22 protein-coding genes and 1 pseudogene are annotated in these 22,622 nt (G+C 40.7%); 8 read left to right on the top strand and 15 right to left on the bottom strand.

Annotated features, from left to right (window positions below; genetic code table 11):
• Positions 1-149 precede the first annotated feature (149 nt).
• The 3 genes from NST15_RS03810 to NST15_RS03800 form a co-directional block, all read right to left on the bottom strand.
• A complete protein-coding gene (locus NST15_RS03810; RefSeq protein ID WP_342498872.1) occupies positions 150-536 on the bottom strand; it encodes a DUF1992 domain-containing protein in 387 nt (128 codons plus the stop codon).
• A gap of 82 nt (positions 537-618) precedes the next feature.
• On the bottom strand, positions 619-2,343 hold the full coding sequence (locus tag NST15_RS03805) for a methyl-accepting chemotaxis protein (RefSeq protein ID WP_342498871.1): 1,725 nt from the start codon (positions 2,341-2,343) through the stop codon (positions 619-621).
• 31 nt (positions 2,344-2,374) lie between these two features.
• On the bottom strand, positions 2,375-4,033 hold the full coding sequence (locus tag NST15_RS03800; RefSeq protein ID WP_008341763.1) for a pyridoxal-dependent decarboxylase: 1,659 nt from the start codon (positions 4,031-4,033) through the stop codon (positions 2,375-2,377).
• Positions 4,034-4,611: 578 nt separating this feature from the next.
• Here NST15_RS03800 and NST15_RS03795 point away from each other — a divergent pair.
• Complete coding sequence (locus tag NST15_RS03795) at positions 4,612-6,594, top strand: LTA synthase family protein (RefSeq protein WP_008341764.1); 1,983 nt, start codon at positions 4,612-4,614, stop codon at positions 6,592-6,594.
• A gap of 102 nt (positions 6,595-6,696) precedes the next feature.
• Complete coding sequence (locus NST15_RS03790) at positions 6,697-7,284, top strand: YjgB family protein (protein WP_342498870.1); 588 nt, start codon at positions 6,697-6,699, stop codon at positions 7,282-7,284.
• Positions 7,285-7,326: 42 nt separating this feature from the next.
• Here the strand turns inward: NST15_RS03790 and NST15_RS03785 are convergent, their stop codons facing one another.
• Together NST15_RS03785 and NST15_RS03780 are read right to left on the bottom strand one after the other, a co-directional pair.
• A complete protein-coding gene (locus NST15_RS03785) occupies positions 7,327-7,830 on the bottom strand; it encodes a DoxX family protein (protein WP_007496570.1) in 504 nt (167 codons plus the stop codon).
• Positions 7,831-8,197: 367 nt separating this feature from the next.
• Complete coding sequence (locus NST15_RS03780) at positions 8,198-8,665, bottom strand: DUF4944 domain-containing protein (protein WP_008341766.1); 468 nt, start codon at positions 8,663-8,665, stop codon at positions 8,198-8,200.
• 74 nt (positions 8,666-8,739) lie between these two features.
• On the opposite strand from NST15_RS03780, the pseudogene NST15_RS03775 reads away from it, so the two are divergent.
• Positions 8,740-9,024: pseudogene (locus tag NST15_RS03775) on the top strand (DUF817 family protein); the annotation flags it as partial.
• A gap of 18 nt (positions 9,025-9,042) precedes the next feature.
• On the opposite strand, the gene nagE reads toward NST15_RS03775, so the two are convergent.
• On the bottom strand, positions 9,043-10,407 hold the full coding sequence (nagE, locus tag NST15_RS03770; RefSeq protein ID WP_008341768.1) for an N-acetylglucosamine-specific PTS transporter subunit IIBC: 1,365 nt from the start codon (positions 10,405-10,407) through the stop codon (positions 9,043-9,045).
• A 190-nt stretch (positions 10,408-10,597) separates the two neighbouring features.
• Between nagE and map the strand changes: the two genes are divergently transcribed.
• From map to NST15_RS03755, 3 genes are all read left to right on the top strand, one after another.
• Positions 10,598-11,347: a type I methionyl aminopeptidase gene (map, locus tag NST15_RS03765; RefSeq protein ID WP_008341769.1), complete on the top strand. Its 750-nt coding sequence runs from the start codon at positions 10,598-10,600 to the stop codon at positions 11,345-11,347.
• Positions 11,348-11,470: 123 nt separating this feature from the next.
• On the top strand, positions 11,471-11,632 hold the full coding sequence (locus tag NST15_RS03760) for a hypothetical protein (RefSeq protein WP_017366810.1): 162 nt from the start codon (positions 11,471-11,473) through the stop codon (positions 11,630-11,632).
• 134 nt (positions 11,633-11,766) lie between these two features.
• Positions 11,767-11,904 carry a YflJ family protein gene (locus NST15_RS03755; protein WP_008341771.1) on the top strand — a complete coding sequence of 46 codons (138 nt, stop codon included), beginning with the start codon at positions 11,767-11,769 and terminating at the stop codon, positions 11,902-11,904.
• Between the two features lie 41 nt (positions 11,905-11,945).
• Here the strand turns inward: NST15_RS03755 and NST15_RS03750 are convergent, their stop codons facing one another.
• Entirely contained in the window at positions 11,946-12,596 is a 651-nt protein-coding gene (locus NST15_RS03750) for an MOSC domain-containing protein (RefSeq protein WP_017358777.1), read from the bottom strand.
• Positions 12,597-12,718: 122 nt separating this feature from the next.
• On the opposite strand from NST15_RS03750, the gene NST15_RS03745 reads away from it, so the two are divergent.
• Positions 12,719-12,991, top strand: coding sequence for an acylphosphatase (locus tag NST15_RS03745; RefSeq protein ID WP_017358776.1), 273 nt, complete (start codon positions 12,719-12,721; stop codon positions 12,989-12,991).
• 14 nt (positions 12,992-13,005) lie between these two features.
• On the opposite strand, the gene NST15_RS03740 is transcribed toward NST15_RS03745, so the two are convergent.
• The 3 genes from NST15_RS03740 to NST15_RS03730 form a co-directional block, all read right to left on the bottom strand.
• Positions 13,006-13,431, bottom strand: a complete 426-nt coding sequence (locus NST15_RS03740; protein ID WP_017358775.1) for a hypothetical protein — start codon at positions 13,429-13,431, stop codon at positions 13,006-13,008.
• A gap of 100 nt (positions 13,432-13,531) precedes the next feature.
• Positions 13,532-14,638 (bottom strand): nitric oxide synthase oxygenase, encoded by a 1,107-nt coding sequence (locus tag NST15_RS03735; RefSeq protein ID WP_024719345.1) that lies wholly within the window; start codon positions 14,636-14,638, stop codon positions 13,532-13,534.
• Between the two features lie 104 nt (positions 14,639-14,742).
• Complete coding sequence (locus NST15_RS03730) at positions 14,743-15,300, bottom strand: PadR family transcriptional regulator (RefSeq protein ID WP_342498869.1); 558 nt, start codon at positions 15,298-15,300, stop codon at positions 14,743-14,745.
• Positions 15,301-15,413: 113 nt separating this feature from the next.
• On the opposite strand from NST15_RS03730, the gene NST15_RS03725 reads away from it, so the two are divergent.
• Positions 15,414-15,899: a phenolic acid decarboxylase gene (locus tag NST15_RS03725; RefSeq protein WP_025206914.1), complete on the top strand. Its 486-nt coding sequence runs from the start codon at positions 15,414-15,416 to the stop codon at positions 15,897-15,899.
• 63 nt (positions 15,900-15,962) lie between these two features.
• Here the strand turns inward: NST15_RS03725 and NST15_RS03720 are convergent, their stop codons facing one another.
• The 5 genes from NST15_RS03720 to NST15_RS03700 form a co-directional block, all read right to left on the bottom strand.
• Positions 15,963-17,603, bottom strand: coding sequence for a M14 family metallocarboxypeptidase (locus NST15_RS03720; protein ID WP_342498868.1), 1,641 nt, complete (start codon positions 17,601-17,603; stop codon positions 15,963-15,965).
• A gap of 181 nt (positions 17,604-17,784) precedes the next feature.
• Entirely contained in the window at positions 17,785-19,083 is a 1,299-nt protein-coding gene (locus NST15_RS03715) for a citrate:proton symporter (protein WP_008341779.1), read from the bottom strand.
• A gap of 191 nt (positions 19,084-19,274) precedes the next feature.
• Entirely contained in the window at positions 19,275-20,252 is a 978-nt protein-coding gene (locus NST15_RS03710; RefSeq protein ID WP_017358771.1) for a tripartite tricarboxylate transporter substrate-binding protein, read from the bottom strand.
• 2 nt (positions 20,253-20,254) lie between these two features.
• Complete coding sequence (locus NST15_RS03705) at positions 20,255-20,953, bottom strand: response regulator (protein WP_041506621.1); 699 nt, start codon at positions 20,951-20,953, stop codon at positions 20,255-20,257.
• Between the two features lie 3 nt (positions 20,954-20,956).
• Positions 20,957-22,552, bottom strand: coding sequence for a sensor histidine kinase (locus tag NST15_RS03700; RefSeq protein ID WP_008341782.1), 1,596 nt, complete (start codon positions 22,550-22,552; stop codon positions 20,957-20,959).
• Positions 22,553-22,622: the final 70 nt, after the last annotated feature.

The following is a 22,622-nucleotide window of genomic DNA, read 5'->3' as shown; positions in this document are numbered from 1 at the left end:
AGATCGTTTTTTTATAAGAAAAAAGAATCAAAACTTGTATATACATGTTCACTTCATATTTTATATTTGTATATACATGTAGTCAACAAGAAAATGTAGCGCTTTCATAAAAAAAGCTCCCTCAATGTGCTCAGAGAGGCAGCGTGTCATCATCTTTTTTTATGCTCCGTTAGTTTTTCATAGACCCTATTCTTATAAAAGGAGGAGGCTGGACAAGCAAATGTTTGGCGCTTGGATGTGAGTTCATCGAGGCGTTTTTGTTTTTCCTCACATACGAGAGAGAGTTTTTTTCTTTCTTCTCCATCTATACTCGTTTTCAGTAACTCTTTGACCGTCATTAGTTCTTTATTCAAAGCGGTTTCTTCCCCGGCAAAGCCAGCATTTTTCATGATTCGATAGGCCATCCTCAGTTCTTCTGGTACATGAGCAGCATCATCCTTTGGCAGAGGTTTCCCAAAACCTGCTAGTCCTTCAAAAGCTCCATGGTCCATCGCCTTTTTGATCCGTTCTTCTGACAATCTCTGCGCAAAATCCATGACACGTCTCCTTTCAGATCGTCTGTTATTTTGGTTAAGCATAGCAAAAAAGCTGACTCTCTCACAAGAGCCAGCTTTCTCGTTATTTTTTGTCGATTTTAAAAGTAGATACCATTTGTGCCAAGTCCTCTGACATGTCAGAGAGCTGTTCAATCGCACTTGAAATTTGCTGCATGCCAGCACTTTGTTGTTCTGTTGCTGCCGCTACTTCTTGAGAGCTTGCCGCATGTTCTTCTGACACGACCGAAATTTGTTCAATCGATGTAGAAATTGTTTGATATGCTCGTTCTACCTGCTTAATAGATTGAAGCAAATTGTTCGTTCTGCTTGCAAATTGAGACACTCCATCATAAATACCAGCGAAGTTCTGCGAGGTGCCTTTCATTTGCTCACGGCCTTCTTCCACAGCTTTACTGCTTTCCTCCACGCTTTCAAGGACACGCTGACTATTTTCCTGTGTGCCAATGACTAAGTCTGAGACCGTTTTAGCTGCATCAGCTGACTGTTCAGCTAACTTACGGACTTCATCAGCCACAACAGCAAATCCTTTTCCTTCTTCTCCTACACGGGCGGCTTCAATAGAAGCATTCAGTGCAAGCAGATTCGTTTGCGCTGAAATGTCCGTAATAATGGAGATGACACTTTCAATTTCTGTTGAATGTGATTGCAATTCTTCTGCCGCCTGCTTTGAGCTTGTCATCATGTCGTGTAACATGTTGAGATGTTCAAGCACATGCTGCACTAATTTTTGACCAGATTCTGACTGCTCTTGTACTTCTGATGAAACAGATTTCATTTCATCCACTTCTTTTGTCACGCCTTCGATTTGAGTATCGATTTCCGCAACAGATGTTGTGCAGTCTGTAATGTTTGTGACTGAATCATTGATTCCTTCACTCATATTCGTCATCGCTTCTGACACTTGTTGTGCACTTTGACTAGATTCTGTTGTCACTGTGCGAAGCTGTGAAGACATTTTCGACACTTCACTTGATGAGTTTGAGATCTTTCCAATAAGCTCTTTGATCCGTCCCTGCATTTTCTGGAAGGAAGCTGCTAATTGACCGATCTCATCTTTACTTTGAACTTCTACCATGCCAGTTAAATCACCATCTGCAATTCGATCTGCTGATTCCATTAATGAACGTGCTGGTTTTGCAATTCTTCTTCCCATGAAGAATGAGAAGAGTAATCCACCGATGAGCACAATCGCAGATGCTACTGTGATATAAATTGTCAACTTTTTCGTTGTTGCTGGAACAACAGACGCATCTAAGTCAATTCCTAAAATCCCCGTGAGTTCACCGCCTGAATCTTTAATTGGTAAAAAGACGGATTTATGAGTCCCATACGAATCAACGTAAATGTCACTTTTGACCATTTTATCTTCAGAAAGAGCTTGTTTCATTTCATCTGAAAAGACATAATCTTGATCAAAATCATTGTCTTCCCCTGTTAGTACGATGATTCTTTCTTTGCCGCCCTTATTTGATAACACGTATAAGTTCTCAAGCGTATGATCTTTTTGTAGTTCTGTGAATTTCTTTTTGATCTCCACATAAATAGGATCATCCTTCCCGCTAATGCTAAGGACATTTCCATCAATTTGATCGATTTCTTTTTTCGCTGTATCAATATCTGTTGTTAATCGATAATCAAATTGCTTTAATAATTGGGAAGATAAATCCTGGCTAACTAAATAAAATGTTAGAACGAATAATGCAACGGTTGCGAGTAATGTTACGACAACGACTGACATGATTTTGGAGGATATCGTAAGTCCTCCAAACTTCCTTTGTTTCGCCATTTTTTTCTACATCTCCACTCTCAATTTTAATTTAAGCCTCTACACTTTCAAATTGTCCACAAACAGATGCAATCACATCTTTTAAATAAGATACGATATGAGGGATATGCTCCGGTAACGTATAAGGTGAAATCACAAAAAATTTACTCACACTTAGATAGAATTCTTGACCTTCTTTGGCATTGACTTGTAAAAACTTCGTTGTATCGCCAAAGAACATTTCGTCTCTTTTCTCTCCAAGCTTTTCAAAGAGGATTTTGTTCAAATCATTGTTGCGCTCAATTTCCATAGCAGTTGCTTCTCCAGACACTTCTTCCTTAAAACGAGGAGAGCCGTCTAGGTAAATTCTAAACAATGTAGCCATTCCGACATTGTCATCATTGACGACTTCTGCTTGTGGAATTTCCTGACGAAGTGCTTCTCTAAATGCAAGGTTCACCTCTAAAAATTGACCGAGCAAGCGCTGGTATCCTTCAATTCCAAACGTTAGCAGCACACTTAGCATGCTGATGGAGCTTCCCATTCTTGAGCATTCCAGTGTATAACCGGTATGGTATTCCCCGTATCCTCTATGTCCAACGTATGGTGTTTCTTGTTCTTCTAGGTCCAAGCGCTTTAAGTCAGCAGCGTTTTTCACCAAGAATAAACTAGATGTGTACGGTGTTTGTCCGAGCTTTTGAAAGTCAAAGCACATCGTGTCAGCAAGAGAAAGATGCTGGAATTTCGCTTTGATTTCTTTTAGCATACGAAGAACACCGTCTGAGAATTGCAGCGGGTTTTCAGATACATCATACTCATTAAAGAAAGCAAAGAATCCACCAAGCGCCGAATCCGCATGAATATGCGGCACCTTGAGACCATACTCCTCAGCAATGGCTTCTGCCGTTTCACGTACCCCTTTTACATCATCAATTGCAATGGCATCTGTTGTTCCGGTTGTTGCCACAATATAAACGGGAATTCCGCCATTTTGGGCAACACGTTCCATTTGACAACGCAAATCTTCCATATCCATCGAATGATCTTTATTCGTCTTAATTCTGATTAAGTTGTCTGTGCCAAGCCCTGTTGCTTCCATTGACTTAAATAAGCTGTAATGTGCTGCATCAGAACAAAACGCATAAAGATTTTGCGGGACACCTTTTCGTAATGACTCCGGTGCAACTTTCGAAATTGCTAAACGAAGCCCCGAGAAAATAGCCCCTTGACCTCCCCATGTTGTGTAGCCCCCGCTCACATTTGGATCATATCCGATGAGCTTAGACATCATTGAGACCACTCTGACCTCAGCTTCTGCGCCTGCTGGTCCATACACATCCCATAGGTTGTTTCCGTTAACCAGCATAGCCGTCAGCATGCCTAGAATTCCTGGTGTACTTGCCATTGGCAAAATGTTCGTGAAGAAATACTTCGTGTGGTATGGATGATTATGTAAAAGCTTCAGTAATTCTTCATTCACAAGTTCCGCTTGTTGTCCGTTCATCGGAATTTGACTTGTTTCAGTGAGCTTTTTGTAAAAGTCCTCCTCACGATTCTTTTCACCTTTTAGGTGAGCACGGTTCGGATCCTTCAGGTCATCGACCCCTGAAATGATCTGTTCCATTAATTTAATGAGTTCTTTCCGCTCTTCTGCATTTCCGTCCTCACTCGGAAACCAGTTCTGAACGAGGTTCTGTGCTCGTACAGTCATATACTATCAATCCTTTCAATGGAAGATTTCCTGTCACTGTCTATATCGACCCCGTTTCAAAAGTTTATAGTGTCGAACTGTTCGCTTAAGTATATTTAGATAATTTGTTCGCTCGTCAAAACGAATAAAACCCTTAAACTACACATCAAAACCTTTATGTTTATGAAGCAATAAAATATATCAATATATTTTCATGAAGGAATTATTATCCAGTGATTTCAACCATTCATTCCCTCATTTTTTATACTTAACCTGCATAAACATTAATAAACACTGGAAATTCACCTAAAAGCACCATTGTAGAAATCAAATTAATTCTTTAGACTTGTGTCTTTTTACCTGTTTTATTGATATAGCAACAGGAAAATACCAGAATTTTCTGTCAATAATAGGATGAATTTCATAAAAAGTTTTTCGAAGATCGAACATTTCCGATGTCTTCCCATTTTTAGCGCGGACAGGCTGCTTTACCGGCTCATCGGTTATGACTTTTCTATTTGTGCATTTCATGGTATATTCTAATGGTTCGTTTTCTTTCGTTCCGCCTCTTCCGTTTAACGGAGAAAAGGAGTGTTTAAATGAAAACATTTATTCAAAAAAGAGGCCTCGGCTTCTTTGTAATTGCAGCCATCTTGTTATGGCTCAAGACGTATACAGCTTATTTAATCGAATTTAAACTTGGTATATCAAATGTGCTTCAGCATATTTTGCTTTTTGTGAATCCTATTAGCTCCAGCTTGTTCTTTCTTGGCTTTGCTTTATTGTTCAAGAAAAAATGGCAGCCTGCCGCTATCATTGTGATTCACTTTTTCATGTCTTTTTTACTTTACGCAAACATCGTGTACTATCGATTCTTCAATGACTTTATCACGCTGCCTACAGTGATGCAGGCAGGAACGAATGGCGGACAATTAGGTGATAGTGCATTTTCACTCATGCGTTGGACTGATATGTTTTACTTTCTCGATACCATCATCTTGATCGTACTCGCAGTCCGCATGAAAAGACAGCAGCAAACAAGTACAGCGACTGTACCTGTTCAAAAAACAAAATCGTTTAGACTCGTTCTTGTGTCCTCTGTTCTGATCTTTGTTGTCAACTTAATCGCAGCAGAAATTGATCGCCCAGAGCTTTTATCAAGATCGTTCGACCGCAATTATTTAGTCAAATACTTGGGTGCTTATAATTTTACGGTGTTTGATGCCATTCAAAATGTGAAATCAAACAGCCAGCGTGCCCTGGCAAATTCAAGTGATGTAACAGATGTAGAGAATTATCTAAAGGCGAACAGCGCTGATCCTAACCCAGCTTATTACGGGAAAGCGAAAGGCATGAACGTCATTACGATTTCTCTTGAATCACTGCAAAACTTTGTCATTGATTACAAGGTGAATGGAAAAGAGGTCACTCCTTTTCTAAATTCATTAGCCCATGACAACAAAACGTTTTATTTTGATAACTTCTTCCATCAAACAGGACAAGGAAAGACATCTGATGCGGAATTTATGATGGATACGGGGCTTTTCCCATTATCACAAGGCTCTGTGTTTATTAACAAAGCTCAAAACACATATCAGGCGCTTCCTGGCATTTTGAAAAAGGACCAATACACGTCCGCAGAATTCCACGGGAATACGAAAACGTTCTGGAACCGAAATGAAATGTTTAAGTCCTTTGGATATGACAGATTTTACGATTCTGAATACTACGATATGAATGAACAAGATACGAAGAACTATGGATTGAAAGACAAACCGTTCTTCAAAGAATCCATGCCAATGCTTGAAAATCTGAAACAGCCGTTTTATTCAAAATTCATTACGCTGTCAAACCACTTCCCATTTGGTATGGATGAAGGTGATACTGATTTTGAACCTGGCGACTTCGGAGACTCCGTCGTTGATAACTACTTCCAATCTGCTCATTATTTAGATGAAGCCATTGAACAGTTCTTTAATGACTTGAAGACATCTGGTCTCTATGACAATACCGTCGTCATTATGTACGGTGACCATTACGGCATTTCAGAAAACCATAATGAAGCGATGGAAAAAGTGACTGGCGAAAAAATTGGAGACTATGAAAATGCCCAGCTTATGCGTGTGCCGCTCTTTATCCATGTGCCAGGCGTAAAAGGCGGACAGATTCATAAATACTCTGGTGAAGTCGATGTTGCGCCTACTCTTCTCCACCTGCTCGGAGATGATACGAAGAACTATTTAATGTCTGGTTCTGATATCTTATCGAAGAACTTTAAAGAGCTTGTGCCATTTAGAAATGGAGACTTCGTGTCTAAGGACTACACGAAAGTAGGCAACAACTATTACAGCAACAAAACAGGTGAAAAAATCGAGCCGACTGAAAAGGCATCACAAGAAAACGAAACGGTGAAAAAGATGCTAGAGACATCTGATAAGATTGTCACGGAAGATTTACTCCGTTTCTACAAACCTAAAGGCTTTACACCAATTGAACGCAATGATTATGACTACACAAAGAAAGTACAGGATGAAAAAGATTCCTCTTCCGCCAAAGATGAATCCAGCTCGTCTTCCAAATAACTTTTTCATTTAAGGCCCCAGCCGATCCAAGATCAGCTGGGGCTTTTTACGTTTGATCCACATGGCACCGGGTATAGTTGAAGAAGGAGGGATTGATTAATCATGAAAAAAACAGCAGCTTTTGTCGTGACCGCTTCACTCGCTTCTTCCACCTTATTCGGTTTTAGCCCGGCGATTTCAGCGCACGCCTTGACCCAAACGCAGGCAGAACAGTCCATTCCTCAAGGGCCGAAAGCAGCGCTAAACAGCATTTATCAGCTAGCACATCAAGGACAAATGCCATACTATGCAGAAGGACTCAAAATAGGGGTTCAAACAAAAAAAGACGTTCGGCATAAACTAGGACAGCCTTATCCAGAAACCGGTCAAAGCGGCTTTGATTTGTATCATGCTGAGATGGGCAACCCTGGATTTGCTTTTCACTATGACAAAAAAGGCAAGATTAACGAAATCCGTTATTTTGGAACAAATGTAGAAAAAGAAACGAATATCGGAGGAATGACTCCTTCCCTATTAAAGAAACAGCTTGGACCAGCAGATTCAGTCAGCACCATCCCACAAACAAAAGAGAAGAAATACGTTTATCAGACCGGTGATTATGAGCTCGAATTTATCGTCGGACATGATCCAGATATCAGTCAGCACGAGCTGACTGTGGTGCATATTAACCTCATCAAAGCCAGTTCCTAAATAAAAAGCATCCTGAGTTTTCGCTCAGGATGCTTTCTTTTATTAAGATGCCACTTCTAAATGCGGCTTTCTTTTCAGTTTTCGCTTAAGGACTGGACCTGCTACATAATCAAGGCCAAGTTTTCCGGCATTTCCTTTCGCTGCCATAATGAAGACGGCGATCAGAAGAAGAAGCGGGTTAACAGAAACGGTTCCAGCTAGTAAGAAAGAGACATTCATCACGCTTCCAAAAAAGGCTGCTGTTGTTGTGAACAATCCAACAATTAGTCCTAGACCAACTAAGATTTCTCCCCACATGACCATGGCACTGAAGAGTCCGGCATTTGGCAACGCGACATTTTCTAAAAACCAGACATAGAACGGATAAACAAGATGTCCATCTTTCACAACAGGTTCAGCTATGGCAAATTGCAAATATCCTGATGCATCGAATCCGCCTGTTAGTTTTCCAATACCAGATGTCAGCCAAGTCCATCCGATATAAAGTCTTGCTGCCAAAAGGATAACCGCTGCCCATACATTCGTTTGTAAGAATTTTGTAAACATGATGATGCCTCCTTTTAAATTATGTGAAATATTTCACATTTTCTTTATGATCTTATTATACTACTTAATATACATTTGTGATCCTTTTCACATATATATTCACAAATTGTTCATGAATATCTAGTCGAGGCAAACTTTTCCCTTGTTATCACCGTCTAAGTTATTTCAGACAGTGAAAAGGGGTTACATTTTGTATGAAAACATTATTGCAGAGGCTGGGATCTGATCTGGATTGAAGATGATGAGGTAACTAATGAGACTTTTGAAGTCATTGCGCATTGGCTGTTGGTATCAATAATTAAATAGTTGCTAAGGAAAAGCAGGCTGACTGGAGCCTGCTTTTTTGTCTTTGATAACAAAGATCTTATTAATTAAGATTTACTATGTTTTTTTCTTTTATTTTTATATTAGATGACTTTTCAGAATCTTGATTTTTCCACTCTATCTCTATTTCTAATTTGTGTCCTTTTATTTTTTCTTCTGGTATGAAATCAAATGTTGTTATATGATCTGGAGCATTTTCAGATTTATCTGTGGCATATTCCGCCAAGTCATAGTTCTCATTTTCTTCATATACTTTTCCATCTATTTTTAGTTTTAATGTTTTAATTTTTATTTCTTTTTCTATATTTTTGTTTCCTTTCCAATAAAGTTCCAAATAATAGTTTGGGCCTATACTTGTCTTGTCACTTCTCGTTAGTTCTGCTTTCCAATACTGATCTTTACTTTCACCCATGAATTTTGGGTAATTGTTTTTCGCATAAATTATTACGCATGTTGCGGTAATAAATAGAATGAATATGGTTGATAGAAGAATGACTTTTTTAATTTTCATATTTTTCTCCTTAAATTTAATCAAAATAAATACAAATATACCAAAGTTATATTTAAAATATAAGGGTGAATGAGATTTTTTTGCTCCTAATTGTTGAATATCCAAAAACAGCCGTTTCCTTTCAGGTCGGTTCATCGACCTTTCGCATGCCGCTTGTTATCTCGTTTTTGCTGATTGGCTTTTTTATTTGGGTGGACGAAAATGTCACGACCTTTTTAGGAGCATGGCAATATCCAAATCAGCAGCATGCTTGGTCTCTCGTCCATCTTGGTAAAATCAGTTCATGGTTTTTACTTGTTGTCATCAGCATTGTACTGGTGATCGAACAGCGAAAACAAAAAAACGTTCAGCCCATTTGATCTGGCTGAACGCTTTTTTTAGTCCCGATCGACTTCCTTGCGAAGATCATCGGCGACAAATTCGACATTTGTTCCAATGATGATTTGTACGGAAGTTTTTCCTGACGTCAGTACCCCTTTGGCACCTGCTTTTTTCAATGTACCTTCATTTAATAAATCGGTATCTTCTACTGTTAAACGAAGACGGGTCGCACAATGGTCAATTGTGGTGATATTGCCTTTGCCGCCTAGTCCCTCTACGAGCATACTTGCTCCGGCAGTATGTGTATCATCCCCTGAAATATCTTCGATGTCATCATCTTCCCTGCCCGGTGTTTTTAGCTTTAACAATTTAATCAGGAAATAGAAAACAACAAAGTAAATCACGCCATAGATGACCCCAACCACAAGTAACAGAATGGGTTTTTGCGCAATTCCAAAACTTAAAACGTAATCAATCGCACCCGCTGAAAAAGCGAAACCGCTATGAATGCCTAAGGTGTTGACAATAAAGAGCGAAAGACCAGTTAATATCGCATGAACACCATATAAAAGTGGAGATAAAAACATAAATGAGAATTCAATTGGTTCTGTGATTCCTGTAATAAATGACGTCAGTGCCATTCCAATCATTAGACCGGCTGTTGCTTTTCGTTTTTCAGGCTTTGCGGTCACAACCATCGCGAGACATGCCGCCGGCAGCCCAAACATCATCACTGGGAAGAAACCAGTCATAAAGACACCTGCACTTGGATCTCCTTTGAAAAACCGCGCTAAATCACCTGTCGCTCCGCTGAATTCACCGAATTGAAACCAAAATAGATTATTCAACACATGGTGAAGTCCTAATGGAATGAGCAAGCGGTTAAAGAAGCCAAACAGCCCGGCACCCGTTGCTCCAAGACTTAAAATCCACTCCCCTAAATCATTGATCACACTTTGAATTGGAGGCCATACATAACCAAAAACGGCTGCTAATAGAATGGTAAAAAGTGCTGTCATAATAGGCACAAGCCGTCTTCCACTAAAGAAACCTAAGTATTCAGGCAGTTTTGTGTCCTTAAATTTATTGTAAACGTAACCTGCCAAAAGTCCGCACAAAATACCACCCAATACCCCCATATTGTTGGTCGAATTGATCGACGTGGTACCAGCTGACAAAATAAAATAAGAGATCGCTCCAGATAACGCCGCTGCTCCGTTACCATCCTTTGAAATACCAATCGCTACACCCATAGCAAAAATTAAAGCCAAATTCGCAAAAATTGCATTTCCTGCCGCATGAATAAACGGGATGTTGAATACATCTTCCCGCCCAATAGCCAAAATGATACCCGCTGCAGGAAGCACAGCGATTGGAAGCATAAATGATTTTCCTAACTTTTGAAAAAACTGAAACACCATCTTATTTCTCCCCCCTTCGTCATCATCATGAACAAATCTCTCATGATGTTCATAAAAAATATATCATATGCACATCTAGTTATCTATACCAATTTGTCCACATCTCACCCAAATCTCAGCCTTTACTCTTTTGGCGTAAAATGTGGTAAGCTATTGAATAGAATGAAGTTATAGAAAGCGGGAATGAACAGTGATTGTCAAACATGATCATGAGTTAGAAGCCTTAAAAAAAGTCGGCCGAATTGTCGCTTTGGCAAGAGAAGAAATGAAAAGCCAAGCGAAACCAGGCATGTCTACAAAAGAATTAGATTTGATTGGGAAAAAAATATTAGAAGAGCATGGAGCCAATTCAGCTCCTGAAAAAGAATATGATTTCCCCGGTACGACTTGCATCAGTGTCAATGATGAAGTCGCACATGGCATTCCAAGTGAAAAAACCATTTTACAAGAGGGCGACCTTATTAATATTGATATCTCAGCAGAGCTTGATGGATATTATTCCGATACTGGGATTTCATTCGTTTTAGGTACAGGAGATGCTCGTCTTGAAGCATTATGCCAGTGTGCAGAGGATGCATTCCTTGAAGGATTAAAGCACGCGAAAGCCGGAAAAAGACAAAATCAAATTGGCCGTGCAGTCTACAATACAGCCAAAGAACAAGGATTTACCGTCATTAAAAACCTGACAGGACACGGCATTGGGAAAAGCCTGCATGAAGCACCTAACCATATTTTGAACTATTATGATCCATTCGATAATGCTTTGTTTAAGAATGGGACAGTCATCGCCTTTGAACCTTTTATTTCAACAAATGCTGAATCGATATATCAAGCGGATGACGGCTGGACATTTAAAACACCTGATAAGAGCCTGGTCGCACAGATTGAACATACGATTGTGATCACAAAAGACGAACCGATTATTTTAACAAAGCTGTAAGCAAGCGGGTCCCTTCCTTCACTGGAGGGGATTTTTTCATGCCCGTTTCACGAATCTGTCACGACTAAACAAAAATGCCTGTGGTAAAATAGGCAAAGATATGCGAAAGGGGTCTTATTTGATATGTGGTTCATCATCATCGGTATTATCTTCTTTATTGAAAGTATTATTTTAACGGTTGTAGGTATTAAGAAAAAACAATCCATGATGACCTACCTCGGGATTGTCATCATGATTATGACAGTCGGCATGATCATCGTTACCCTCAACCCGCCAAATTCATAAATGATTATTTCCAGCATATACATGGATCATAGGCAGATAGAATCAGTTTTCATTTCTAAACACCTGCACACTTTTCACGTCCTTTTTTGAGATGTTACAATGCAGGCAGTTTCCATTGAAAGGAGTTTTCTATCATGCATTATGGTAGCAAAGGCTGGTATGTCGAAGAATTAAAGAAGCTTGGTGTGACCAAGCATGAAGGAAGAAAGCTTCAAAGCTTTAAAACTTATTTCCTTGCAAATCTTCTTGAGCAAAAGAAAACGAGCTCTTAAATGTTGAAAAGCCGTACATCCATATCAGATGTACGGCTTTTTTATATGGGCTGAACACGTTTTTCTAAAGACTTCCTGACCACATCTGCTAAGGCATCTACGTCAAGAACTGCTTTCAGCCTGTTTTGATCTACTTGACGGTATTTAACTTCATTGACTTCGTGGACAGTGATGGGATGGGGCGCTTTTTCGACTAACACAAGAGCTTCATCAGGAGAGACCATTCCTTCTTTCAGCACACGCAAATAAAAACCGGTATATCCCGTTTGCTGCACTTCCTTCACAAGCTTCATGTTTCCATGCTTAAGAGAGAGCTTCACACATGGCTGTCTTGGCTGACTGACCTCAACAATCGCTTCCCCAAACTGAAATACATCTCCAATACGGACTTCTGTCTCTACAAGCTGATGCACGGTCACGTTCTCACCGAAAGCTGCCTCCTGTAACGACACTCCTAAAAATTGCTCAAAATAAGTATAGTGATCATATGGAAAGACGCAAATGGCTTTATCATCACCTCCGTGATGGACCAAATCACCCTGACCATCTCCATCAAAATTGAGCTTACTCAAATAAACAGGCTCGTGAATACGCTTTTTGTTGATGGCTGTTTTGATTTCTTTACCATTCACATAGGTGGTGATAGGTTGTCCTACTTGAATTCCTTCGATGTCGTACCTTGTCTGCCCCACTCTCGCCATCTCCTTTGATTGTCTGATTGCTTTTATTTTACATGGTTTGACAGTCAAATCATAGTCGGTACGTGAAGGAACGAGACAGGTTATGGTACGATGAGAAAAAAGGAGAGATGACATTGGTTCATTATCACGCTATTGTAAAAGGACGAGTTCAAGGAGTCGGTTTTCGTTATTTTGTTCAAGGAGAAGCCGTCAATCGAGGGATAAAAGGCTGGGTACGCAACACAGATGAGGGTCACGTGGAGTTAAAAGTAGAAGGAGAGCAGCAGGAAGTTTTTGACTTTTTAGAGACCGTCCGTAAAGGCAGTCCTTTTTCAAAAGTCACACATTTGGACATGGAGCCGCTCACCGAGTTCGCCCATTATCAAGACTTTCGGATTAGAGGATAGTTGATGTGTACTCTTTATTTCACAACAGTAAATGGGTTTGCAACATCATAACCAATCAAGGTTGTACGTGAAGCATCTTTGTAGAGACTCACATGAACATCATAGTTGGCTGACCCACTGTTAGGAAGTAATAAACGAGTAGGTGCTGCGAAAGCGTTTTGTCCAGAGATAGACCCTTCGTGTGTAAAGACTGGTGTCACTGGGAAAGTAAGTTTTCGAATAGCAGCTGTATAATAAAGTGTTTCATTTGTTGTTGCGGTCATGTTGACGTTGACCTGAGGATGGAGCGAAGTATAAGTTGAACGATCGGTTGTCACCTTTAAATCGATGACATTCTGAACCATTGTTCCAGTCGTTGCTTTAGCTCTTTCATTACCTAGTGGTAGAAATCCGTTGAAACTGAATACAGCCAAAAATATGAGCAACGTTATTTTTTTCATCTATATTCCCCCTTTTTGATTTCACCGACATTAAACCATCATTTTCCAAATTAAACAACATTCAAAAGACTCATTTCATACAAAAAAACCTAGCTTTTCGCTAGGCTCTTTCCGTCCCGTGGTATGGTTTTTCCTGATAAAAATAATTCGGTTTCACGATCGTATTGTCATAGTGACGATGGAAGATATGCGTAGCAGCTGGTGATACTGGCGGAATCAGCCATGTCCAATCACCAGTCAGCTTACGGTCAGCCTTTTCTTCCTGTTTTTCAAATTGTTTGAACTGATGGGCAGCTGTATGATGATCCACAATGGTCACCCCTGCCTCGCGATAAGAGTGCAGAACCGCGACATTCAACTCGACAATGGCTTTGTCCTTCCAAAGTGACGCATTCTTTGTCGTGTCCAGTCCTAAAATAGAAGCGACTTTTTTCAGCATATTGTAGCGGTTTTCGTCAGCTAGATTTCGTGCGCCAATTTCTGTTCCCATATACCATCCATTAAACGGTGCCGCATTGTAATGAATGCCGCCAATTTCTAATTTCATATCAGCAATAATCGGAACAGCATACCATTTCAGTCCTAAATCACCGAACCCATCATATTCAGGATGAGTGATCTCTACCTCTTGAACGATCTCTTTCGGAAGATCATACAGAACCGGCGGCTGATCTTTTAGCTGAAACATAAGTGGCAGAAGGTCAAAATGCGTGCCTTCGCCTTTCCAGCCATGCGCTTCACACAACTTGGTTAATTCAAGTGATGCCTCGTCCCCAATGATGCCATATTCCGACTCATATCCCGCATAACGAACGAGTTGATGATTATAAATAACGACTTCCTTCCGTCCCTTATTCTCTGGTGGGAAGATGGTAATGGACGGTTTGATTTTACCCCCATTTGTCGCATACTCAATATGATGAAAGAGTGCCTCTTTCACCTCATCTTCTGTTGTCACGTGCCGGCAGTCATGCACATGCAGTGTTGACCAAAACAAGCGCCCAATGCACCGGTTGCTGTTGCGCCATGCCATTTTTGCCCCGTGAGCTAATTCTTCCTGCGTATGAGTATACATACCGTCAGACTCAATTTCTTTTTTTATTTCATGCAGACGTGCTGCTTTTTCTTCATTTGACTTGCCTAATTCTTCATAGCATACAGAAATAAAAGCTTCTGCTTCATTCCACAACGCTTCTTGGTTACTCAAACATACTCGCCTCACTTTAATACGAATATATCCATTGTAGCGGTTTCTATTAATAAATTCACTTGTTTCAAACCATTTTTTATCATATCGTGCGACGATTGTCCTTAGACAATGGATGAATCAATGACTTCAAGGGTCTTTTGGAGCCAGCGAACATACCCTTTTTCCCTTTCAATTGCTCTTGTCAGCACTAAATAATGCCCGAATTGTGTTGAATGCAGTGATTGGGCAGATGGATCTTCTTCTGTTAAAACGTTCAGTTTCTGTTCAAGCATCTCTACTTTCTTTGTTCGCTCCTGCAGCTGATGTGAGAAAAGACCGGCCGCTTCTTTTTGATCCATAGATGAGATAAAGAACGTTTTTAACATAAATTCATCTTTTGTTGTGTCTGGAATCGGGCATTTTTCCCTTAACCACTCATGCAGTTCTCTTTTTCCTGCATCAGTGATTTGATAAACCTTCTTCTCTAGCTTCTTTCCTTGTATGTGAATATCAAATTCAATAAAACCCTCTTCTGTTAGCCGCTTTAATTCAGGGTATATTTGACTATGCTTCGCACTCCAAAACTGTCCAAGGGAATCTTCAAAGTGTTTCTTCATATCGTATCCCGTCAGCTCACGCTGATCTAGTAAGCCAAGAATGGCATATTTCAGTACTCTCATGACATGCCTCCAACGCATATTCTTTGACAATAGTATACCATACACCCTAAAATAAACATGTAAATCATGACATGTTTGAAACAACATCATTTTAATTGAAAGAAGGAATAAACATGGATCAATTCGTTGGACTTCATATGATTTATACGTATGAAAATGGCTGGGAATATGAGATTTACATTAAAAATGATCACACCATTGATTACCGCATTCATAGCGGAATGGTTGGAGGCCGCTGGGTTCGTGATCAAGAAGTGAATATTGTGAAACTGACAAAAGGGGTATACAAAGTTTCCTGGACGGAACCGACTGGGACAGACGTGTCTTTGAATTTTATGCCTGAGGAAAAACGCATGCATGGCGTCATTTTCTTCCCAAAATGGGTGCATGAACGTCCAGATATCACCGTTTGCTATCAAAATGACTATATCGACCTCATGAAAGAATCCCGTGAAAAATATGAAACCTATCCGAAGTATGTCGTACCAGAATTCGCAGACATTACGTACATCCACCATGCTGGGGTAAACGATGAAACGATTATCGCAGAAGCACCGTATGAAGGTTTGACAGATGAGATCAGAGCTGGACGAAAATAGAAAAAGCGGCACGCACTGTGCCGCTTCTAGGGTGGTTGACAAAGGGCTAAAATGAACTTGATTTTAGTCCTTTTTATTTATACCTAACGTCTTTTGAGATAACAAGAATCGGTAAACTGGTAGTTCATCGCCTACTTTTGATGCAATAAAACCTGATGACATATAGCTGTCTTTTGATTCTGGTTCAAGGGCAAGTGACAACAAATTGGTCTCTGGCTGTGCAGTCACATATACCTTTGTTCCTTTTGGCAGTTGACGTTTCTTTTCAACGAGCCTCGTTTCAAGCTGAATATCTGTTTTGCTTGTTTCCACTCGTTTTGTCACCTCATAGGCTTGAACTGGCACTTTCATGCCAACAGGCAATGTCACACTTTTTAACCCTAAAGTTCTGAGCTTTCTATCTACTCCTTCATGTCCTGGGAGAATAAGATAAGCTGTCGGCCGTTCTCTTGTCAATACAGGAACCGCATCACTTGCACTATGAAAACGTACCGGGACATTGGTGGTTTGTCCTTTCTCAATATCCACCATTTCAAGTGAATCGTTCACAGGCGCCTTGAAAGCATCTTGAATGACTACTTGATCATCATCATTTGGTTGAAGACCTTTTTTCACAAGTTTCAGCCGCTCCGTCACCATTTGCTGCTTCACCTGCTTAGCATGCTTCACTGTTGTCTCAATGATTTTTTCATGAGTGGTGACTTGTGCTGCCACGCGCCGGGTAAAGTCCTCTCTGCCAATTCCAATCCCCCTACTTTCTACAAGAAATGAAATAGCTGGTGAAAGCGCTAGGGCATTTCGGCCAATTCGTGCATCAGTTCCGCCTTCATAAAGATCGATTTTTCCGTCCTTCCCTCTTGTGTTTGTATAATATAAATCGTTGGAAAATCCCTTATTCGTCAATGTTTCACGCACTCCGTTGACGTACAATTCATTTGACGTGAAACGAATACTTTCAGGAATGTTCAAATTCTTACCGGATAATATCAGCAAATCGTGATACTTGAGTGCACCTGATGCACCGATGTCTTCAAACTGCTTTTGACCAACATCATATTCATGGGCATCGATGACGACCTCGGGCGCAAAGCGATTAAATTCTTGATGAAGGGCTGTCAGCTCTGGAGATTCTAGTGTCATGTGGTCACGGTTGCCATCCATTCCGTTTGCAAGCCTGCGGTCAAATGCATAAGAACCATCTGGATTGATTCTTGGAACAATGATGACGTTGACATGGCTCAGTATACGCTCTCCTTCATCACCTGCTAGTCGTTTGGCGATGACAAGGGCAGATTCACCGGAGGCTGGTTCATTTCCGTGTATTTGTGCTTGAAGCCAGATCGTTGGCTTTTTTGACAGTGGAGAGATGTGACGATCCTTTGTAAAATAGAGGGCTGGAATGGATCTGCCTTCAATGGATGTTCCAATCTGTTTCTGCGTGGCGTAAGGACTTTTACTGACAATGTCACGTAAAAAATCTTGAAGCTCTTCTTGTGTGGTAAATGCTTTTCCTTTTTTCTGAAAAGCAGGGGTATCAAACGTTTCGTCAGGCTCAGGATACAGTTTTTGAACCGTGGCTGGCTGCTCATAGCTTTTTCCATAATAAGGGGTCTCTGCATTCGCTGAAGCTGGTGTCACCATCGACAAACTTCCTGCCATGAGGCATATAGCAGCAAAAAGAATGGTACTTTTCTGTTTGGACATGCTATCCTCTCCCTTCGTTGATTTGCATTATAAAGAAAAAAACAGCAAAAGTGTCAGCATTTTTCAAAAATATATCTTTTGGAGGAATCATGCATGTCTTTATATAGGGCAAATGAATGGATGTTGCCCTGCAATAGGACCTAAAGAAGAGCGCCTGCATGAGCAGCAGACACTCTTCTCATTACCAGATCGAAATGGCCCCAATGAGAACCGCCATCACTGTCATGGCGACGACTGCAAGAACCGCCCATTTCATGCCAAATTTCTGATGCTGATCTAGTGATACCCCAACGAGTCCCACAAGTAAATGAGTCGATGGAACAAGTGGGCTTAACATATGAATCGGCTGACCAATGATAGATGCTCTCGCAATCTCAATTTTATCGACACCGTATGCTGCCGCTGTTTCTGATAGGATCGGCAGTACCCCATAAAAGTATGCATCATTCGGCATAAAGAAAGTGAAGATCCCGCTTGTTAGCGCGACAATGACTGGAATAAACCCGCCAAGCTGCTCTGGAATAGCCGAAACAATCGAAATCGCCATTTCATCAACCATTTTCGTCCCAGTTAAGATGCCTGTAAAAACACCTGCCGCAAAAATCATCGAAGCAATCGCTAAGACGTTGGTTGAGTGAGCCGCAATCCGCTCACGCTGCTGTTCAAGGTTCGGATAGTTCACGATAATGGCAACACAGAAGGCAAGAACAAACAGAACCGTTAAGCTTACTTTTCCAGACACAAGCAAGAGAACCAAAAGCAAAGTCAGTGTCAGGTTAAACCACCAAAGTTTCGGTCGCTTAATATCATCTTGCAGCGCTGCTGCCATTTCATTTGCATGAATCGGCTGTTCGAGCTCAATAACACCAAGACGTTTTCTTTCAGACTTCCCAAGAAAGTATGCCACCACAATCATGCTCAAAACCCCTGCACCAATGACTGGAATCATCGGGCCAAATAAAAGTGATGGATCAACGCCAAGTGCACTTGCCGCTCTAGGTGTTGCCCCTCCCCATGGAATCGTATTCATAATCCCCATGCCGACTCCGGCGATACCCGCTAAAATAATCGGACGAATGCCAAGCAGTGTAAATAGTGGAAGCATGGCTGTTGTTGTAATCATGTACGTTGTGGTTCCATCACCGTCAAGTGCGACAAGCATCGTCAGGACGGCTGTTCCGACAACAATTTTTAATGGATCGCCTTTGACGATCTTTAAAATTTTCGCCACCATTGGATCGAATAAACCTGCATCAATCATAATCCCGAAGTACAAAATGGCAAACATGATCATGACCGCCGTTGGAGCAACTTGCTGTACACCTTTGACAATCATGTCTGAAATTTCTGTAAAATGAAAACCTGCAATAAGAGCAAATGCAATCGGTGTTAATACCAATGCCGTTAAAACAGACATACGTTTCGTCATAATTAAAACCATAAATACAATCATCATAAGAAATCCTAAGATCGCTAACATTTCGTTCACCCCTTATGTTGTATACGCTTTCATTAAATGTTGGTATCCCATTTCCAACCCTTTCTGTCATGATATCTGACGCCTGAATTGAAGTAAATATTATGAATTTTAATTCTTTTTTGGTCGATAAATGCTTTTTGTTCATTTTGTGCAATTGTTGTTGTTTGTTGGTTCCATGAAAAAAAGCGGTCTCATTTGACCGCTTGCTCTCCTTGTATAAATTGCTCATAACGCCTTAATTGATCTTCCATAAAGACCTTTGCTTCTTTACTATTCATATAACGGCCTGTCCAGCCTTTTTGTTTTAACTGCTTTTTCCATGACTTCGTTTGCGTCATTTTTTGAAGAAGCTGATCCCATGCTCGAATGTCGTGCTGATTCATTTGCTTTGGTCCCATCACACCACGCCAATGAGAGAAGATGAGCGGAATCCCTTGTTCTTTCCAAGTGGGCACGTCTTTGAATCCTTCTAAACGCTGATTCGTTGTGGTTGCAACGAGCTTCAACCTTTTCTTTTCATAATCATGGCGAACCTCTGTAATGGTTGTAGTCGCCGCATCTACCTCATGGTCAATGAGTGCTTGAAATAAATCATCTGCACTGTCAAATTTTAAAAACTGAATGCGGTACGGATCTATCCCTGCCATTTCGGCAGCCCGTGCGAATGAGATTTGATCATCATTTCCAAAGTCCGGGGCAAACCCAATTTTTAAGGAATCCGGTTTCTTTTTTAGTGCGTGTAATAGCTCTTTTCCATTTGAGAAAGGAGAATCAACTGGCACTGCGACTACCTGCCACTCTTCCGCAAGAATAGCGAGCGGGGTAACATCATTCATGGTCACGTTACTGCTGCCCAGCAAATTACGGCTTAATAATAAGCTTGAATTTAAACTGATATAATTGGCATCTCGCTCCATCATATAGGTCCATCCTTTATCAACCGTTCCGCCTCTTTGATAAAGAATATGCACAGGCTCTTCCACTAGCTTTTCTTGTTCTAGCACGGTTTTCATCACTTGAGCTGTTTGGTCAAATCCGCCGTCAGGTACACCTGATACCACAATGTATAATGGGCTGTGCTCCAGGAAAGAATCTTTTGCTGTTTTTTCATTAAAGGTGAGCGTTGTACAAAGGCAGACCAAAATGAGTAAGAGTATTCCTTTTTTCATTTTTATGACTCCGTTTGTTTTTTGGCGGGATAATATTTTCGTTCTGGTCTACCAATGATTCCATACGCCAGCTCTGCCCGGCATTCTCCCGTTGTCACAAGATACTCTACGTATCGTCTTGCTGTTGTGCGTGATGCGCCCATTTTTTCTCCGAGTTCTTCCGCTGTAATTCCGTTCATCTCTGCTGCCATGAATGTTTTCACTTTGTCCAAAGTTAATGAATTAATGCCTGTTGGCAAGTCTCGTTCATCCTTTTGCTGCGATTCTTCCTGTATTTGACCAAAAAACAGATCAATCATCGTTTGATTGACTTCATCTTTTGAATTGATTAACTCTCTCTTCTCTTTATATTCGGTTAAAACCTGCGTGAATTTTTGTGCGGTCACTGGTTTGATTAAATAATGAACGACTCCATAATGCAGTGCGTCTCTTAACAGCATCGTTTCCGTTGCAGCCGTGATAATGATCACATCCACTTCAGGATGGCGCTCTCTTAACAGCGGCAAAAGGTTCGTGCCGAGCTCATCAGGCATGTAGACATCAAGCAAAATGAGATCCACTTGTTCTTTTTGAAGTGCCTCCCACAGATCCTTTGCACTCTTTGCCTTGCCGGCCACTTGAAAGCCTTGTACCTTTTGTATATAAGATTCATGAATCGCAGCGATTCGAAAATCATCTTCCGCAATGAGTACCTTTATCACAACCTATTCCCCCTTTGTGCCTTTCGGTATGTAAACAGTGAAGATGGCACCGCCTTCTTTTTGGTTCGCAACTTCAATCCAGCCCCCAAGTTCATCTAGCACTTCTTTGACATTGGCAAGTCCATAACCTCGCCCTTCTCCCTTTGATGAATGTCCTCTTGTGAAAAGTTGTGAAATGGCTCCTTCATCTACACCATCCCCTGAATCAGATACCTCTATGATAATATCAAATCCAATATCTGTGATGAACAAGCTGACTTCTCTTTTCTCCTTATTCAATACAGCCTCAAACGCATTGTCTACGAGATTGCCAATGATGGTAATAAAGTGAGATAAACTTAAATGGGCTGGGAGCGGCTCCAATGAACTATTTTCATCAATGTGAAAATGAACCTTTTTCTCAGATGCCTTTCCTAACTTCCCAAGTAAAATGGCTTGTATCTTCGGAGAGCGAATTTGCTTCATGAGTAAATCATGCTGGCGATTTTGAAGTGTATACTCTTCTTTAATTAACTCAATGGCTTCATCCACTTGTTTCAACTCAAGCAAGCCTAAAATAGCGTACAGCTTATTCGAAAATTCGTGTGTTTGTGCTCTAAGGTCTTCTGAATATTGACTGACCTCTGTCAATGTATCCAGCAGCTTTGTCAGCTCGGTTTTCTCCCTGAAGCTCACAATTCCTCCAAATACCCGATTGTCCTGCACCACTTTTTTGACATTTAGCACGAAGGTTTTATCATTGACGACTGATTCTATGTTAGGTTCAATCGTCTCTACCTTTAGATAGGAAAGAAGATTGGCATTTGGCAACACTTGATCAATATGAAGAGGCAGCGTTGAAGAGACGCGCAGCATCTGTTCAGCTGACGTATTCATCATCGTAATGGCACCTTTACGGTCAAATGCAATGATTCCCTCTTTAATCGCATGCAGCATCGCTTCTCTTTCTCGATATAATGAAGCAATTTCATGCGGTTCAAGCCCTAATATATCTTTTCGAATACTCCTTGTTAAAAAAATCGCTCCAAAAACCCCAGGCAAGAGCACAAGAAGGGCAATATAACTTAATTTGAATAGTTGATGAGCTGTCGCTTGGTCGATATCTCTTTTTAAAAATTCGACACTGACTGTCCCAATAATCTCTTCATAACTGCCAGTTTCTTTCATGATCGGAGCACTTCCTCTGACAACGGTTTCACCATCAGAATCACCCGTTGATATGGAAGTTCCTCCAAATAGCAGTGTACTTCTTCCTTCCGACACACTGATGGTTTTCCCTACATCCTCATGATTCGTATGAAAAAGAACCTTTCCTTTTTGATTGGTGATAAAAATGGCATGCGCTCTTACTTGCTCTTTCATTTGCTCAAGCACAGCCTGTTCTTCATTTTGCGAATCTCCCGTGGCCACCGATGTTTTAATGGGCGGCATATAAGATATCGTTCTAGCAGTTTGCACCGCCAGCTGTTCAGCTTGGTTCTGCCTTTCTGATGTCTGCAAAAAACCAAAACAAATGGTTAATAAGGCAATAACAACAAGCAAAAGACCAATAATTAACCCCAAAATTTTTGTTTGTAAAGTGACTTTCCTTTTGCCCATCCTCACCGCCACAACCCCTAATTCAGTAGATTCACCCGAATAGACTCTAAGAAAATCATATCATTTTTTC

This window comes from Bacillus sp. FSL R5-0820 (assembly GCF_038593385.1).
In the GTDB taxonomy this organism is placed as follows: Bacteria; Bacillota; Bacilli; order Bacillales; family Bacillaceae; genus Bacillus; species Bacillus altitudinis.
Note: the sequence above shows the minus strand (reverse complement) of the source record. Positions and strands in the feature narration are given on the sequence as shown.

Coding starts and splice junctions, on each gene's coding strand:
- NST15_RS03725 (WP_025206914.1), top strand. CDS start 15,414: ATGGATCAATTCGTTGGACTTCATATGATTTATACGTATGAAAATGGC.
- NST15_RS03785 (WP_007496570.1), bottom strand. CDS start 7,830: ATGTTTACAAAATTCTTACAAACGAATGTATGGGCAGCGGTTATCCTT.
- NST15_RS03715 (WP_008341779.1), bottom strand. CDS start 19,083: ATGTTAGCGATCTTAGGATTTCTTATGATGATTGTATTTATGGTTTTA.
- NST15_RS03730 (WP_342498869.1), bottom strand. CDS start 15,300: ATGAGAGTACTGAAATATGCCATTCTTGGCTTACTAGATCAGCGTGAG.
- NST15_RS03710 (WP_017358771.1), bottom strand. CDS start 20,252: ATGAAAAAAGGAATACTCTTACTCATTTTGGTCTGCCTTTGTACAACG.
- NST15_RS03810 (WP_342498872.1), bottom strand. CDS start 536: ATGGATTTTGCGCAGAGATTGTCAGAAGAACGGATCAAAAAGGCGATG.
- NST15_RS03760 (WP_017366810.1), top strand. CDS start 11,471: ATGTGGTTCATCATCATCGGTATTATCTTCTTTATTGAAAGTATTATT.
- nagE (WP_008341768.1), bottom strand. CDS start 10,407: ATGGTGTTTCAGTTTTTTCAAAAGTTAGGAAAATCATTTATGCTTCCA.
- NST15_RS03805 (WP_342498871.1), bottom strand. CDS start 2,343: ATGGCGAAACAAAGGAAGTTTGGAGGACTTACGATATCCTCCAAAATC.
- NST15_RS03755 (WP_008341771.1), top strand. CDS start 11,767: ATGCATTATGGTAGCAAAGGCTGGTATGTCGAAGAATTAAAGAAGCTT.
- NST15_RS03720 (WP_342498868.1), bottom strand. CDS start 17,603: ATGTCCAAACAGAAAAGTACCATTCTTTTTGCTGCTATATGCCTCATG.
- NST15_RS03700 (WP_008341782.1), bottom strand. CDS start 22,552: ATGGGCAAAAGGAAAGTCACTTTACAAACAAAAATTTTGGGGTTAATT.
- NST15_RS03800 (WP_008341763.1), bottom strand. CDS start 4,033: ATGACTGTACGAGCACAGAACCTCGTTCAGAACTGGTTTCCGAGTGAG.
- NST15_RS03740 (WP_017358775.1), bottom strand. CDS start 13,431: ATGAAAAAAATAACGTTGCTCATATTTTTGGCTGTATTCAGTTTCAAC.
- NST15_RS03790 (WP_342498870.1), top strand. CDS start 6,697: ATGAAAAAAACAGCAGCTTTTGTCGTGACCGCTTCACTCGCTTCTTCC.
- NST15_RS03780 (WP_008341766.1), bottom strand. CDS start 8,665: ATGAAAATTAAAAAAGTCATTCTTCTATCAACCATATTCATTCTATTT.
- NST15_RS03795 (WP_008341764.1), top strand. CDS start 4,612: ATGAAAACATTTATTCAAAAAAGAGGCCTCGGCTTCTTTGTAATTGCA.